Below are 15,738 nucleotides of genomic sequence, written 5' to 3' on the forward strand. Positions count from 1 at the left end.
ATGGCGACTTCAGCAAAATTAGGTCACAACGTCACCGGCGTGCAGATGTCCCCGAAGGACACCAAGAGCCTGCTTGAGGCGGTCAACGAGATTCACCCAGACGTGCCCGGCGACTCCAAGGGCATGATGCTCGAGCGCACCAACCGCGCCGAAGAGGCTGAACGCATCGGTTCGGTACCCGTGCCGGGTTCTGCCAAAGGCATGCTCAAGTCCACCTTCGACATGGCGCTGGGCAAGAGCCCGGAGCTGCTGGTCGATAAGCTCGGCGAGCGCCTGGCTTTCGAGCGCAGCGGCGTGCGCCTGTACGACGCGATGATCGCCAAGGCCAAGGCGCTCGAAACGGCTGAGTCCGATCTGGTGCAAGTGCTGCAGCACATCCGCGACGAAGAGTTCGAGCACATGAACATGGTCGCCGATGCGATCGAAACCCTGGGCGCCGACCCGACGGCCCAGACCCCCTGCGCCGACATCGTCGGGGTGAAGTCCATGGGCGTGATGCAGGTCCTAACCGACCCGCGTACCAATATTTCCCAGGGCATCAATGCACTGCTGACCCTCGAACTCGAGGACAACGCGGCCTGGGAGCTGCTGATCGAACTGGCCGACGCGGGTGGCCATCCGCACATAGCCAAGGGCTTTCACAAGGCGAAAGAGCAGGAAGATGATCATCTGATCAAGATCAAGACCCTGCTGCGACGGGACCTGATCAGCCAGATCAAGTAATACGCGTGCGCTTCAACTTTTGGCGCGCCTTAGGGCGCGTCTTTTTTTTGCATAGAAGAAAAGAACGACAAGCTGAGCTCTTGTCGTCTGACGCGTCGCCAGCGGCAAAACCATCCTAAGGCTGGTATCGGTAATGTGGCGTTGCGCGCGTAGGGTGGATGACGTTCTTCATCCACCTTTGCCGCTGCCCGCGTACGGCAAAGGCGAACCGGCGGCGTTCGTTACACTCTGATGCTCTACCTTAGCTCGCGAGCCGTGCATGCCGACCCCTGCGCCATCCAGTGCCTCGTCCTCCCTTCCGCTCGTTATCGCCGGCCCTCTACTGCGCCGGTTGGAGAGCGATCGGCTGGTGCTCTGGCTGGTCGGCAGCGAGCCGCTGGCGCTGCGCCTGGCACTGCAACCTGAGGGTGAGGTTGAGCGCAGCGTGACGTTGGTTGGTGAATCCTGCCACCAGCTACGGCTCGGCACCTCGGCCTGGCTGCACCTGATCGATGTTCAGCTGGATGGCGCGCTGCCAGTCGATCACCTGATCGAATACGACCTGCTCATCCAGCAAGATGGCTCCGAGCAGCGCATCGCCGATTGGGCGCCGCATCTTATTCATGATGGCGCGCATCGCCCGGCCTTCGTCGTTCGATCGCGTTATGACGATCTGCTGCACGGTTCCTGCCGCAAACCTCATCACCCATCGCCGGATGGACTGGTGGTGGTCGATTCGCTTATCCAGGACGCACGCCACACCCCCGAGCGCTGGCCGGCTGCTCTGTTGATGACCGGTGATCAGGTGTACGCCGACGACGTGGCCGGCCCGATGCTGGTGGCGATCCATGCGCTGATCCGTCGGCTTGGCCTATACGGCGAGTGCCTCGAAGGCGCGACCGTTGCCAATAGCGATGAGCTGATGGAGCACACGGCCACTTACTATCAGCGCGAGCAGCTGCTACCGGCATTCAAGTCCAACGAGGCGTTGCGCGAGCGCTTCTTCGGTGGTGTCGAGAAGCCGGTGTTCACCACCTCCAATGCGCACAATCACCTCGTGACCCTAAGCGAGGTGCTGGCCATGTACCTGCTGGTCTGGTCGCCGGTGCCCTGGACGCTGATCGAACTCAAGGCGCCACCGCTGGATGATGAAATGGCCCAGCGCTATGCCCGTGAAGCCGCTTGCATCGAGGCGTTCCGCCAGGGTCTGCCGAATGTCGCGCGTGCGCTGGCGCATCTGCAATCACTGATGATTTTCGATGACCACGACATCACCGATGACTGGAACCTCAGCGCACGCTGGGAGGAGACCGCCTACGGCCATCCGTTCTCCAGGCGCATCGTCGGCAACGCGCTGCTCGGCTATCTGCTGTGCCAGGCCTGGGGCAACGCGCCGGATGCCTGCGTTACGTCATTGCATACGGTCGAGAAATTGCTGGGTAGCGGGGAGAGCGGCCAGCTCGACTGCGCCCTGCACGACGGCGTGGTGGACGAGCTGCTGCAGCGCGGCGACTGGGGCTACGTCATTCCCAGCGAACCGGCACTGGTAGTGCTCGACACCCGCACCCGGCGCTGGCGCAGCGAGCGCAACCTCAGCCGCCCTTCGGGGCTGATGGATTGGGAGGCACTCACCGATCTGCAGCAGCAGATTCTTGGTCACCGCTCGGTGATCATCGTCTCGCCGGCGCCGATGTTCGGCGTCAAGCTGATCGAAACCGTGCAGCGCGTGTTCAGCTGGGCGGGGCTGTCATTGCTGGTGGATGCGGAAAACTGGATGGCGCATCGCGGCGCTGCGCAAGTGATGCTCAACATCTTCCGCCACACACGCACGCCCGGAAATTACGTGGTTCTCTCTGGCGATGTACATTACTCGTTCGCCTACGAGGTGCATGTCCGCGGGCGGGAGGAAGGGCCGAAGATCTGGCAGATCACCAGTAGCGGGGTGAAGAACGAGTTTCCACGCCGTCTGCTGGATCTGTTCGATCGGCTGAATCGCTGGTTGTATTCACCGCACTCGCCCTTGAACTGGTTCACCAAGCGCCGCCGCGTGCGGGTCCAGCCATGGCTGCCGAGCCGCAGCCGGTCCGGCGAGCGCCTGTGGAACGGTTCGGGTATAGGCCGCGTCCGGCTCGATGTGGAAGGCCGCCCGGCACGGGTGGAGCAGATCAACGCGGATGGATCGCCCCCGGTGACCTTCGCCCCGGAGCGCAATTAGCGGTGATCAGCTGAAGCCTGCGCGCAGCGCCGGCAGAGTCGCGTAGTAGTAGGCCGGCGACTCGGCCATCAGCTCGGCATGGCTGCCAAAGCCGTACCCCACGCCAACCGCCTGCAAGCCGTTGCGGTGAGCGCCAATCAGGTCGTGCTTGCGATCGCCGATCATCAGCGTGTGCTCGGGATCAAGCCTTTCTTCGGCTATCAGGTGGGCAATGAGCTCGACCTTGTTGGTACGAGTGCCGTCCAGTTCGCTGCCGTAGATCACCTTGAAATGGTGATCGAAGGCGAAGTGCCGGGCGATCTCGCGGGCGAAAACCGATGGTTTGGAAGTCGCGACATAGAGCGTCCTACCCTGACTGCGCAAGTGTTCGAGCATCTCAAGCACGCCATCGAACAGCAGGTTTTCGTACAGGCCGACCGTCTTGAAACGCTCGCGGTAATACCCAACCGCCTCCCAGGCGCGCGCTTCGTCGAAGCCGTAGAACTCCATGAAGGCCTGCAGCAGCGGCGGCCCGATGAAGGGTTCGAGCTTGGTCAGATCCGGCTCGTCGATGCCGAGCTTGGCCAGCGCATGCTGGATGGAGCGGGTAATGCCTTCGCGCGGGTCGGTGAGGGTGCCGTCGAGGTCGAAAAGGATGGTCGAATGATGCATGAAGGCGAGCCGGCTGCTGGGTGGCCGCCGATTGTCCCGTACTCGCCCGCTTCCCGGCAAACCTGCGCCTCGGCGCGATGGCTCAGCGTGCGGTGGCATGCAGACGCGGCGCCAGTGTCTGTGCCGCTTCAATGTCCTGCTCGATCAGCGCGGCCAGCCAGTCCATGAATGCCCGGACCCGACGCGGCAGGTTATGCCGGTGAGCATAGAGCAGCGATGCGTCCATTGATGGCGGAACATGATCTGGCAACACCAGTTCCAGCTCCCCTGACTCTAGCGATTCGCGCACACCGGCAAGCGGCACCTGGATCAGACCGAAGCCGTCCAGGCACGCCAGCTTATAGCTGTCGCTGTTGTTCACCGTGACCCGGCCTTGCATCGGCAGGCAGCGCAGCTTGCCGTTTTCCATGTATTCGAAGCCTGTCGAGCGGGCACCAAGCACCGGCACGTAATGGACCAGATGATGGTTGGCCAGGTCGTCGAGGGTTAGGGGTCGGCCGTATCGCTTTAGGTAGGCGGGGCTAGCGCAGTTGGCTTGCGGATAGCGCCCAAGCCGTCGAGCCACCAGGGACGGATCCGTCACTTCTCCGATTCGCAGCACACAGTCGAAGCCTTCACGCACCAGGTCCACGCGACGGTCGGTGGCGCTGACTTCTACTTCGAGCGCCGGGTGCAGATTGAGAAACTCGCTCAGGCGCGGCATCACCAGATTTCGGGCGAGGGCGATCGGTAGATCGATGCGCAACCGCCCAGCGAGCGTTTTGCCTTCGCGGAACAGCCCTTCCACTTCGTCCACCTGATCAAGCATGTCTCGGCAGCGTCCGTAGAGCAGGAGGCCGTCCTGGGTCGGCTGAACCTTGCGCGTGGTGCGCTGAAGGAGTCGGGTGCCGAGCCGTTCTTCCAAGGCGCGGATCTGCTCGGAAACGGTCGAGCGAGGCAAGCCAAGGCTGTCGGCAGCGCCGGTGAAGCTGGCCAGTTCATACACTCGGACAAAAGTACGCAGCAATTCGATGAGATTCACGGGTTGCTCCTACTTGCCGGTTGAGCCGAACAGTCTATTCGGATCTGGACGATTTATCCGGATAGCTATGACCAATAAGGTGGTCCCGACATTCACCCACTGGAGACGCACAATGAAAGGCAAAATCGCATTGATTACCGGGGCCAGCCGCGGGCTCGGACGCAACGCCGCTCTGCAGCTGGCTGCAAAGGGCGCCGATATCATCGGCACCTATCGAAGCAAGGCCGATGAAGCAGGGGCCGTGGCCGAGGAAATCGAACGCTTCGGTGGGCGGGCGCTTATGCTGCAACTGGATGTCGGCGACAGCCCCAGCTTCGCACCCTTCGCTGCTCGGTTGCGCGACGAGCTTCCTCAGCACTTCGGCCGGCAGAACATAGATTTCCTGGTCAACAACGCTGGCATCGGTCAGACCGCCAGCTTTGCTGAAACCAGCGAGGCGCAATTCGACCTGCTGATGAATATCCATCTCAAAGGCCCGTTTTTTCTGACCCAAGCGCTACTTCCGCTGATTGCCGACGGCGGGCGCATTCTCAACGTCTCGAGTGGGCTGGCGCGCTTCTCTCTGCCGGGTTACGCCGCCTACGCAGCGATGAAGGGTGGAGTCGAAGTGCTGACTCGCTACCAGGCCCGTGAGCTGGGTGTGCGTGGCATCAGTGTCAACGTGCTGGCCCCCGGCGCAATCGAAACGGACTTTGGCGGAGGAGCGGTGCGCGACAATGCCGAGCTCAACGCTTTCGTCGCCAGCAATACGGCCTTGGGGCGGGCGGGTCAGGCCGAAGACATTGGCCTTGCGATAAGTGCATTGCTCGGCGAGGGTGGCCGCTGGATCACCGGTCAACGCATCGAGGCGTCCGGCGGCATGTTTCTCTGAAAACTGCCGCGTCAGTCAATCCATCAGTGACCGGTGCATCACATGGCAGTCCACTCGACCGAGGCTGCGGTGGCGGTAAGCGCGAGGCAGGGTGCCGACAATCTGGAAGCCATGCTTCTGCCACAGCGCTATGGCCACGGTATTGCTGGCAACCACACTGTTGAACTGCATGGCCTCAAAGCTGAGCTCGCGAGCGATCTGGAGCGAGTGGCTGCATAGCCGACCCGCGACGCCTTGACCGCGCGCTGCTGGGGCGACCATGTAGCCGCAGTTGCAAACATGGTCGCCTGGCCCGGCTGCGTTGGGCTTGATGTAGTAGCTGCCGAGGATCCGGCCGTCTTGCTCTGCTACGTAGGTAGCTTGAGGCAGCTCCACCCAGATCCGCCATGCCGCTTCGCGGTCCATGTCGGGGTCGAAGGCGTAGGTCTCTTGCGCCTGGACCACCTCGCGGATAATCGGCCAGACCTGATCGAAGTCGTCTTCGGCTATCGGGCGTATGTTCATTCATGGTCCTCGGGTGGAGCGTGGTCAGTCAGCGTAAGCCTGCTCCAGATGCTGATCCTTGAGCTTCACGTAGTTACCCGCGGTATAGCTGAAGAAGCTGCGCTCCTTGTCCGTGAGCGGCCGGGCTTGTTTCACCGGGCTGCCGACGTAGAGGTAGCCGCTTTCGAGCGTTTTGCCAGGCGGCACCAGGCTGCCGGCGCCGATGATGACCTCATCCTCGACCACCGCACCGTCCATCACGATGGAACCCATTCCCACCAGAATGCGGCTGCCCAGGGTGCAGCCGTGCAGGGTGACCTTGTGGCCGACGGTCACCTCGTCACCGATGGTCAGCGGAAAGCCGTCCGGGTTGTATGGCCCGGCGTGGGTGATGTGCAGGACGCTACCATCCTGAATACTGCTGCGTTTGCCGATGCGGATGCGGTGCATGTCGCCGCGGATCACGGTGAGCGGCCACACGGAGCTGTCCTCCCCGATCTCGATATCGCCGATAAGCACCGCACTGGGGTCGACAAAGACGCGCTCACCCAATTCGGGCGTGTGGCCCTGATAGGTTCGGATGCTCATGAGGTGCTCCTGTAGGCTCAAAAAAGGTTCAGGCGATTCTAGTGGACAGGGTCAGCGGCAGAAGTGCTGCCAGAACGGAAGAATTCGCCTGGCGTGGCACCGAATTGTTCGCGAAAGGCGGCGATGAAGGCTGACAGGGATTCGTATCCGCAGCCCAGCGCGACGTCGGTGACCCGTTCGCCTCGCTCCAGCGCCGGCAGGGCGCTGAGCAGCCGCAGGCGCTGGCGCCATGCACGAAAGGTCAACCCGGTTTCGCGGAGAAACAAGCGGCTCAGTGTACGTTCGGAAACCCCAAGGGTTCGGCTCCAATCGGCCAGCCCTTCCTGCGACTCCGGCTGCGCCTGCAGGCTTTTGCATAGGCGATGCAGGCGCGGCTCGGCCGGCAGCGGCAACACCAATTCGACTTCCGGCGCGCAACTCAGCTGATCCAACAGGACCTGTACCAATCGCCCCTCGGCACCGTCTTCGGCATAGGCCTCAGGCAGGGTGCTGAAATGCCGGATGAGTTCTCGCAGCAGGGGGCTCACCTGCAATACGCGACAATGCTCCGGCGCATCGCCCGCTACAATGCGATCGATATAAAGGCTACGGATGCAGGTATCCGGCGCGCAGAACACTTGATGGGTAACGCCCGCCGGAATCCACACCGCGCGCAGCGGCGGGGCGATGAAGCGGCCACTGTCGGTGCGCACTTCCAGCACCCCTTCGACCGCATGGGACAGCTGCACCCAAGGGTGGCTGTGGCGGTAGCCGAGCTTGAGGTTGGGCGGGGAGTCCAGCTGGCCATACACCGGTCGAGGGAGTGCTTTGAGTTCGCTGAGACGGGTGATCAGAACGGCTTCTTGTCCGATTGGCGACATTTCATGCCTGCTTGGCGTTAGTCGGAAGGCAGCGCCCACGTTAAGGTCCGTTCCTGTTGCCTGCAAGCCCCAAGGAAATCACCCATGGCCAAGCTCCGTCTTCTCTTCGATAACTTCACTCTGGCCCTGCTCGCGGTGGTCGCCATTGCAACGCTGTTTCCCTGCGAAGGACAGGTCGCGGTGTTCTTCGAGTGGCTCACCGCCGCGGCCATCGCGCTGCTGTTCTTCATGCACGGCGCCAAGCTGTCGCGGGAAGCGATCATTGCTGGCGCCGGCCACTGGCGTCTGCACCTGCTGGTCTTTGCCTGCACGTTCGTGATGTTTCCGTTGCTGGGGCTTGCGCTCAAACCGGTCCTGACCCCGATGGTCGGTACCGAGCTGTACCTGGGCATGCTCTACCTCTGCGCATTGCCAGCCACGGTGCAGTCGGCCATCGCCTTCACATCGCTCGCACGTGGCAACGTGCCGGCGGCAATCTGCAGCGCGGCGGCGTCGAGCCTGATCGGTATCTTCCTCACGCCGTTGCTGGTGTTGCTGCTCATGGGCGTAGAAGGAGAGAGCGGTTCGACCCTGGATTCCATCGGCAAGATCGTCCTGCAGCTGCTGGTTCCGTTCATCGCCGGGCAGATCGCTAGGCGCTGGATTGGTGCCTGGGTGACGCGCAACAAGACCTGGCTCAAGACCGTCGATCAGAGCTCCATCCTGCTGGTGGTCTACACCGCATTCAGCGGCGCAGTGGTGGATGGCCTGTGGCAGATCGTGCCGCTGGGTCATCTGTTGGGACTGACAGTGGCCTGCTGCCTGTTGCTGGCGATCGTCCTGTGGCTGACCAGCGTCCTGGCCAAGATCATGGGTTTCAACCTCGAAGATCGCATCACCATTTTGTTCGCCGGTTCGAAGAAGAGCCTGGCGACAGGCGTGCCCATGGCCCAGGTGCTGTTTGCCACCAGCGCGGTCGGCATGATCATCCTGCCGTTGATGCTCTTCCACCAGATCCAGCTGATGGTCTGCACGGTGCTGGCCCAGCGTTACGCGCGCCGGCCTGAGGTGCCGGTGGAATCGCCTGCGGCTCAGTAGCGCCGCTATCGGGCACGCATCTACGGTACCGGTAGGAGCCCGCTTTGCTGGTAGCTCATATCGCAGCAAATTTGAATGTAGGAGCTAGGGGGCGCCCAGTGCTTGCTGGCGATCCATGCTGACGGAACGTAACGCGGTTGAGGCGGCGCACCTTTGATCGCCAGCAAGCTGGCTCCTACAAGAGCGACCACGGAACCGGCGCAGCAGGAAATCGTCGCAGTTACAGGTACTCGGTCGGTAGGGGCGGGTTCGGTGATGCCGTTTGGCGGTACCAACTTGAACGCTTGGGCCCTGCGGAGTGGTTGACCATAGCGCCACTCTATCGCGCTGTTTGCTGGCTGCGCGGCCGGGCAATTGGCTTTAACATGCCTGGCTGATCACTTATTCAAAGGGGCAACTGCCGTGACCGATACCAACCCGCTGCTTCGGGAATTCGACCTGCCACCTTATTCCGAAATCCGCCCCGAGCATGTCGAGCCGGCGGTGGACGCCATCCTCGGCGACAACCGTGTCGCCTTGCAGGAATTGCTTAGTCGTCCTGCCGAAAGCCTCGACTGGAGCACTCTGGTGGTCGGCCTGGACGAGATGAACGAGCGCCTAAGCCGCGCCTGGGGTCCGGTCAGCCATCTCAATGCCGTGCGCAACAATGCTGAATTGCGCAGCGCCTACGAGGCCTGTTTGCCCAAACTGTCCGCCTACGCCACCGAATTGGGCCAGAACGCTGACCTCTTCGCCGCTTACCAGGCGCTTTCGCTTAGCCCTGAGGCAGACGGATTCGATGTCGCGCAGAAGACCATTCTCGAACACGCGCTGCGCGATTTCCGCCTGTCCGGTATCGATCTGCCGCCCGCCGAGCAGCAGCGCTTCGGCGCGATCCGCATGAAGCTCGCTGAACTCGGCAGCACCTTCTCCAACCAGCTGCTCGACGCCACCCAGGCCTGGACCAAGCACGTCACCGATGAAAGCCTCCTGGCCGGCATCACCGAGTCGTCCAAGGCGCAGATGGCCGAGGCTGCCAAGGCCAAGGAGCTGGACGGATGGCTGATCAGCCTGGAATTCCCCAGCTACTTCGCCGTGATGACCTACGCCGACAACCGTGCGCTGCGTGAAGAGGTCTACGTTGCCTATTCCACCCGCGCCTCCGATCAGGGGCCGAACGCCGGTCAGTTCGACAATGGTCCGGTGATGGAGCAGATCCTCGATCTGCGTCAGGAGCTGGCCCAGCTGCTGGGCTTCGGCAACTACGCCGAGCTGTCGCTGGCGACCAAGATGGCCGAGAGCACCGATCAGGTGCTGAGCTTCCTGCGTGATCTCGCCGAGCGCAGCAAGCCGTTCGCCGAGCGCGACCTCAAGGAGCTGCGCGCCTTCGCCGCCGAGCACGGCATCACTGATATGCAGAGCTGGGACGTCAACTACTTCGGCGAGAAGCTGCGCCAGGCGCGCTATAGCCTGAGCCAGGAAGAGCTGCGAGCTTACTTCCCGGTGGACAAGGTGCTGTCCGGCCTGTTCGCCATCGTCAAGCGCCTGTACGGCATCGAGATTCACGAGCTGGAAAACTTCGACAGCTGGCATCCGGATGTTCGGCTGTTCGAGATCCGCGAGAAGGGCGAGCACGTCGGGCGCTTCTTCTTCGACCTCTATGCGCGGCCCAACAAGCGCGGCGGAGCCTGGATGGATGGCGCCCGCGACAAGCGCCGTACCTGCCTCGGTACCCTGCAGACGCCGGTGGCCAACCTGGTCTGCAACTTCACTCCGCCGGTGGGCGAGCGCCCGGCGCTGTTGACTCATGATGAAGTGACCACGCTGTTCCATGAGTTTGGCCACGGCCTGCATCACCTGCTCACCCAGGTCGAGCATGCCGGCGCCTCGGGTATCAACGGAGTGGCCTGGGACGCGGTCGAGCTGCCGAGCCAGTTCATGGAAAACTGGTGCTGGGAGCCGGAAGGGCTGGCGTTGATTTCCGGGCACTACCAGACGGGCGAGCGCCTGCCGCAAGACAAGCTGGACCAGATGCTGGCGGCAAAGAACTTCCAGTCCGGCCTGGTGATGGTGCGCCAGCTTGAATTCTCGTTGTTCGACTTTGAATTGCACGCGACTCACGGCGACGGCCGCAGCGTGCTCGAGGTGCTCGAAAGCATCCGCGACGAGGTCTCGGTGATGCGTCCGCCGGCCAGCAATCGCTTCCCCAACAGCTTCGCGCACATCTTCTCCGGTGGTTACGCAGCTGGTTATTACAGCTACAAATGGGCCGAAGTGCTGTCGTCCGATGCCTTCTCGCGCTTCGAGGAAGAAGGCGTGTTCAATGCCGAGACCGGCCGTGCGTTCCGCGACGCGATCCTCGCTCGTGGCGGCTCGCAGGAGCCGATGGTGCTGTTCGTCGACTTCCGTGGGCGCGAGCCGTCCACCGATGCGCTGCTGCGCCACCTCGGCCTGACCGAGGAAGTGGCATGAGCGACCAACCCGAAGTGACCACGAAACGCTTTATCGCCGGCGCCGTGTGCCCGGCGTGCAGCGCCAGCGACAGCATCAAGATGTGGGACGTCGACGGCGTTCCCCATCGCGAATGCGTGGAGTGCGGCTATGCCGATACGCTCAATGCGCAGGGTCAGTCGGTGCCGTCCGAGCTCGGCACACGGGTCAATAAGGCGCAGCCAAAAGCGCCCGATCCGCAGGTGCAGGCCGTGCAGTTCTTCCCCAATCCAAAGCTGAAGAAAAAAACCGACTGACCGGCGGAGCATCGCCATGTGGCATATCACCTGTGGCGATCTCGCCGCTGACAGCGTCCGGCAGCTGCTGGCCGAAGGCAACGAGGTCCGCATCCTGCGCGACGATTTGGCGGTCGGCCCGCTTGCTGACATCGAATCCCCTCCATGCAAGGCGCGCATGGCGTTCTGGGAAGGGGTCTGGCCTTTCGGGTTGGAGCCACGGCCGGATTTTTCGGGCATTGCCAATGATGCCGAGTGGCTGGCGCGATTGGCCGATCAACCGCGACAGGTAACGGTCTGGCATGGCGACAGCGCTTCGGAGCAACTGATGCTCGCGCGGGTGGCAGCGGCCTTGGAAGATTCAGCAGTGCCGCTGCATGAGGTCAGCTGCGGCACCGGCGACAGTCGAGTCGGCGCGCGCATGGCGGTGTCGATGCATGCCCCGGATGCATTGGCAGCGCTCTACCAGCCTCGCCTCGTCAAGCCCGCCCGCATCGCCGACCTCTCCAACCAATGGCGGGCCGCCATTGAAGAGAACGCAGCGATACGTCGCTGGGTCGACGGGCGTTTTCTCGGTGAAGACCATTCGCGGATCGATAGCGAGCTGCTGGCGGCCTGCGGCAATGACTGGATGCCGCTGGCCCGCGCCATGGCTGAGGTCATGGCCCATTGCAACGGATTTTTCGCGACCGACCTGTTTCTCTACTGGCGCGCACGTGAGCTGGCGAAACGCGGCGAGATACTGATCAGCGATGTTGCCGGTGTTGGGTACAGCAAGGCGCAGGTACGGCGCCCTTTGGGTTAGCCACTAGCTTTTGGATGCAGAGCGTGCAGGATGCTGCTGCGCCTGGCCTACTCTGGCGCAGGCGACAGTCGGAGTTGGCGAAAAATGATGATTACCTGATACTGTATCTATATACAGTATTTCGAGGCTCGTCATGTATCCGCCAGTCAGCACGCCGCGCGGTCGCGGCACCGCCATCAATCCTGACAACCGATTCGCCCCGACCCGCAGCGAGGCGTGCGACGACGGCTGGGAGCAGGACGTGCCTCCGACGCGCGCCACCGAGGTACGGTTCGAGACGGCCAAGAGCGTACTCACCCGTAATCAGTCGCCGGATGTCGGCTTCGACCGCTCGGTCAATCCGTATCGGGGCTGCGAGCACGGCTGCATCTACTGTTTTGCACGTCCCAGCCATGCTTATTGGGACATGTCGCCCGGGATCGATTTCGAGACGCGGTTGATCGCCAAGACCAACCTAGCCGAGCGCCTGGAGCAGGAGCTGAGCAAGCCCGGCTATGTGCCGCAGCCCATCGCGCTGGGGGTCAACACCGATGCCTATCAACCCATCGAGCGCGAACAGCAGTTGACCCGCCAGGCGCTGGAGATCCTGCTGCGCTTCAAGCATCCGGTGCACATCATCACCAAGGGTTCGCTGGTGCTGCGCGATATGGACCTGCTGGTGCCGCTGGCGGAGCAGCGGCTGGTCAGCGTCTCGGTAAGCCTGACCACTATGGATGACGAACTCAAACGCATCATGGAACCGCGCGCGGCGTCACCCTCGGCGCGTCTGCGGGTGCTGCGTACCCTGCACGAGGCGGGCGTACCGGTCAGCGTGATGTGCGCGCCGATGATTCCGATGATCAACGACATGGAGCTGGAGCGCATGCTCGAAGCCGCACGGGAAGCCGGTGCGCGCTCGGCCGGCTACGTGCTGCTGCGGTTGCCGCACGAAGTGGCGACGCTCTTCGATGAGTGGTTGCAGGAGCATTTCCCACAACGTGCAGGCCATGTCATGAGCCTGGTGCGCCAGTCGCGGGGCGGCAAGGATTACGACAGCCGTTTCGGCAGCCGCATGCGCGGTGAAGGCCAGTTCGCACAACTGCTCGCCCAGCGCTTTCAGCTTGCATGCAAGCGGTTGGGCTACAACCGGCGAGATCAGAATTACGGTCTGGACTGCACACGTTTCGTTGTACCGGGCTCGCAGATGTCTCTGCTTTGAATCATGGCAACAGACTGGTCAGGTCTCTGGTGCCATTATTCGGCGATCGGGCAGCTGTCTGTAAATGCCGTGTTAGAGCGGTTCGTTCAGCTTCACTTAAGACTAACTGACTAGCCTGGCGGCAAATGTGACCAGGCAGTCACCGGGCCGCTCCCAGCTCGATGACCCTGGCATGCCTTGCCCCGCACCAGGAGACCATCATGCCCGAATTCAATTCTGCTCGCGTATCCACCGTCTCACCTGCAAGAGGCGAAAGCGCCGACGAGTCGTTCGCTCACCTCGTCGACGGCTTTCGTCGATTTCGTAAAGACGTCTATCCAGAACAGCGAGCACTGTTCGCTCGCTTGGCCAAGGCACAGTACCCCCGTGCCATGTTCATCACCTGTGCCGACTCGCGTATCGTTCCGGAGCTTATTACCCAGAGCTCGCCGGGCGATCTGTTCGTAACCCGCAATGTCGGCAACGTAGTTCCGCCTTATGGACAGATGAATGGCGGTGTGTCGAGCGCCATCGAGTACGCGGTCATGGCGCTCAACGTGCAGCACATCATTATTTGCGGCCACTCAGAATGCGGCGCAATGAAAGCAGTGCTCAACCCGGAAGGCCTGCAGCGGATGCCGACCGTAAAGGCCTGGCTGCGGCACTGCGAGGTGGCACGTAGCATGGTCGAGACCAACTGCAACTGTGGTGTCGAAGACTCACTCGGTGTGCTCACCAAGGAAAACGTCGTGGCCCAGCTTGACCACTTGCGCACTCATCCATCGGTCGCTGCCCGGCTGGCGGGCGGCCAGCTGTCCATTCACGGCTGGGTCTACTGCATCGAGACCAGCGAAATCCTTGCCTATCACGCCAGTACCGGCCGCTTCGCGCCGCTGGATGGTGATGGGCCATCACCAGTGGCAACGCCCGCTCCGCGATATCTGCAGGCCTGACACCGCCGGCCTCTTTTGGCCGATGCATCGATTGATCGCGCGACGCTGTCGGCGTCGCGGCGTGCTCGAGGATTTCTGAATGAATGCAGAAGCTATCAAAGCTACGCTGCCGCGTGACCTGATGGCGTCCGTGGTGGTTTTTCTGGTGGCGCTGCCACTGTGCATGGGTATTGCCATCGCGTCCGGGATGCCCCCGGCCAAGGGCGTGGTGACTGGCATCATTGGTGGGCTGGTGGTGGGTTGGCTCTCAGGCGCGCCGCTGCAGGTCAGCGGTCCGGCTGCCGGCCTGACGGTGCTGGTGTTCGAACTGGTGCAGCAATATGGCGCGGCCATGCTTGGGCCTATCCTGCTGCTGGCTGGGGCGCTTCAGCTGCTGGCGGGGCGGCTGAAGCTGGGCTGCTGGTTTCGGGTCACGGCGCCGGCGGTGGTCTACGGGATGCTCGCCGGTATCGGCATTTTGATCGTGCTTTCTCAGCTGCACGTGATGATGGATGCCAAGCCACAGGCGTCGGGTCTGGATAACCTGAGTGCTTTCCCTGCCGCGTTGTGGGCAGCGCTGCCGTTTGCGGGCGATGGTGATGGCTTGGTTGCGGCGTCCCTGGGGCTTCTGACCATCGCCTGCATGTGGGTGTGGGATCGGCTGAAGCCGCAACGGTTACGCCTGTTGCCTGGCGCTTTGCTGGGCGTCGCGGCGGCAACTCTGTTGGGCTTGTGGATGGGGCTCGACGTGCGCCGTGTCGAGGTGCCGGACAACCTTGCCGATGCCATTACCTGGCTGCAGCCGGCGGACCTGCTGGCCTTCGCCGATCCAGGGCTGCTGGTCGCCGCGTTGGCTGTGGCCTTTATCGCCAGTGCCGAAACACTGCTCTCCGCCGCTGCAGTCGATCGCATGCATCAAGGACCGCGAGCAGATTTCGATCGCGAGCTTTCAGCGCAGGGCATCGGCAACATGCTCTGCGGCATGCTCGGCGCGCTGCCAATGACCGGCGTGATCGTGCGCAGCTCGGCCAACGTACAGGCCGGTGCCCGTACGAGAGTTTCGGCCATGCTGCATGCGGTCTGGCTACTGGCGGCCGTGGTGCTGCTTGCAGCGCTGCTGGAGCGCATTCCCGTGGCAAGCCTGGCTGGCGTTCTGGTCTATACCGGGCTCAAGCTGATCGATCTCAAAGCGCTGCGCCAGTTGGGTCGTTACGGCCGCATGGCCATGCTCATCCATGTCGCCACTGCGCTGACCATCGTCGCCACTGATCTGTTGACGGGGGTGCTGGTGGGCTTCGCCCTGACGCTGATGCAGCTGGCCTGGCAGGCTTCGCGCTTGAAAATTAATGTGGTTCAAGACGGACGTCGGGTCGAGCTGCGCATGCAGGGCGCGGCGACCTTCCTCAAGGTGCCGCAGATGTCGCGCGCGCTGGCTGGGGTGCCGCAAGACGCTTGGCTGTATGTGCCAATGGAGCACCTGCGTTATATCGACCACGCCTGCATGGAGCTACTGGAGGAGTGGCAGCGCTCTAACCAGGGCAATGGCGCTCGCCTGATCATCGAGCCACGAGCACTGGTCCGACGGGTGGAAGGCGGGCGCCGACAGGCTGCATATCTCGGCACGCTCCCGGAGGGGAACTAATCACAGCGG

15 protein-coding genes are annotated in these 15,738 nt (G+C 62.6%); 10 read left to right on the forward strand and 5 right to left on the reverse strand.

The features are described from left to right. The gene (locus EA797_RS18515) at positions 1 to 723 is read left to right on the forward strand and encodes a ferritin-like domain-containing protein (protein WP_122167909.1); all 723 of its coding nucleotides are present in this window, start codon (positions 1 to 3) and stop codon (positions 721 to 723) included. 259 nt (positions 724 to 982) lie between these two features. Beyond that, on the forward strand, positions 983 to 2,917 hold the full coding sequence (locus EA797_RS18520; RefSeq protein WP_122167911.1) for a metallophosphoesterase family protein: 1,935 nt from the start codon (positions 983 to 985) through the stop codon (positions 2,915 to 2,917). 6 nt (positions 2,918 to 2,923) lie between these two features. On the opposite strand, the gene EA797_RS18525 is transcribed toward EA797_RS18520, so the two are convergent. Beyond that, positions 2,924 to 3,568: an HAD family hydrolase gene (locus EA797_RS18525; protein WP_122167913.1), complete on the reverse strand. Its 645-nt coding sequence runs from the start codon at positions 3,566 to 3,568 to the stop codon at positions 2,924 to 2,926. Between the two features lie 82 nt (positions 3,569 to 3,650). Further along, positions 3,651 to 4,589, reverse strand: coding sequence for a LysR family transcriptional regulator (locus tag EA797_RS18530; RefSeq protein WP_122167915.1), 939 nt, complete (start codon positions 4,587 to 4,589; stop codon positions 3,651 to 3,653). 112 nt (positions 4,590 to 4,701) lie between these two features. Between EA797_RS18530 and EA797_RS18535 the strand changes: the two genes are divergently transcribed. Further along, entirely contained in the window at positions 4,702 to 5,460 is a 759-nt protein-coding gene (locus tag EA797_RS18535) for an SDR family NAD(P)-dependent oxidoreductase (RefSeq protein ID WP_122167917.1), read from the forward strand. A 15-nt stretch (positions 5,461 to 5,475) separates the two neighbouring features. Here EA797_RS18535 and EA797_RS18540 read toward each other — a convergent pair whose 3' ends face one another. From EA797_RS18540 to EA797_RS18550, 3 genes are read right to left on the reverse strand one after another with little or no spacing between them, the layout of a single operon-like run. Beyond that, a complete protein-coding gene (locus EA797_RS18540; RefSeq protein ID WP_122167918.1) occupies positions 5,476 to 5,964 on the reverse strand; it encodes a GNAT family N-acetyltransferase in 489 nt (162 codons plus the stop codon). A 24-nt stretch (positions 5,965 to 5,988) separates the two neighbouring features. Next, a complete protein-coding gene (locus EA797_RS18545) occupies positions 5,989 to 6,531 on the reverse strand; it encodes a gamma carbonic anhydrase family protein (RefSeq protein WP_122167920.1) in 543 nt (180 codons plus the stop codon). Between the two features lie 38 nt (positions 6,532 to 6,569). Then, positions 6,570 to 7,391, reverse strand: a complete 822-nt coding sequence (locus EA797_RS18550) for an AraC family transcriptional regulator (protein WP_122167922.1) — start codon at positions 7,389 to 7,391, stop codon at positions 6,570 to 6,572. Between the two features lie 84 nt (positions 7,392 to 7,475). Here EA797_RS18550 and EA797_RS18555 point away from each other — a divergent pair, with 84 nt between their 5' ends. The 7 genes from EA797_RS18555 (at position 7,476) to EA797_RS18585 (ending at position 15,729) form a co-directional block, all read left to right on the forward strand. After that, the gene (locus EA797_RS18555) at positions 7,476 to 8,468 is read left to right on the forward strand and encodes a bile acid:sodium symporter family protein (protein WP_122167923.1); all 993 of its coding nucleotides are present in this window, start codon (positions 7,476 to 7,478) and stop codon (positions 8,466 to 8,468) included. Positions 8,469 to 8,870: 402 nt separating this feature from the next. Beyond that, positions 8,871 to 10,919: an oligopeptidase A gene (prlC, locus tag EA797_RS18560; RefSeq protein WP_122167925.1), complete on the forward strand. Its 2,049-nt coding sequence runs from the start codon at positions 8,871 to 8,873 to the stop codon at positions 10,917 to 10,919. Further along, positions 10,916 to 11,194, forward strand: coding sequence for a YheV family putative zinc ribbon protein (locus EA797_RS18565; RefSeq protein WP_122167927.1), 279 nt, complete (start codon positions 10,916 to 10,918; stop codon positions 11,192 to 11,194). The genes prlC and EA797_RS18565 overlap by 4 nt, the downstream gene beginning before the upstream one ends. A gap of 16 nt (positions 11,195 to 11,210) precedes the next feature. Further along, complete coding sequence (locus EA797_RS18570) at positions 11,211 to 11,978, forward strand: DUF1835 domain-containing protein (protein ID WP_122167929.1); 768 nt, start codon at positions 11,211 to 11,213, stop codon at positions 11,976 to 11,978. A gap of 133 nt (positions 11,979 to 12,111) precedes the next feature. Then, positions 12,112 to 13,176, forward strand: a complete 1,065-nt coding sequence (locus EA797_RS18575) for a PA0069 family radical SAM protein (RefSeq protein ID WP_122167931.1) — start codon at positions 12,112 to 12,114, stop codon at positions 13,174 to 13,176. Between the two features lie 200 nt (positions 13,177 to 13,376). After that, positions 13,377 to 14,108: a carbonic anhydrase gene (locus EA797_RS18580; RefSeq protein ID WP_122167933.1), complete on the forward strand. Its 732-nt coding sequence runs from the start codon at positions 13,377 to 13,379 to the stop codon at positions 14,106 to 14,108. 79 nt (positions 14,109 to 14,187) lie between these two features. Continuing rightward, positions 14,188 to 15,729 carry a SulP family inorganic anion transporter gene (locus tag EA797_RS18585; RefSeq protein ID WP_122167934.1) on the forward strand — a complete coding sequence of 514 codons (1,542 nt, stop codon included), beginning with the start codon at positions 14,188 to 14,190 and terminating at the stop codon, positions 15,727 to 15,729. Positions 15,730 to 15,738: the final 9 nt, after the last annotated feature.

The organism is Stutzerimonas zhaodongensis (genome assembly GCF_003696365.1).
Taxonomy (GTDB): domain Bacteria; phylum Pseudomonadota; class Gammaproteobacteria; order Pseudomonadales; family Pseudomonadaceae; genus Stutzerimonas; species Stutzerimonas zhaodongensis.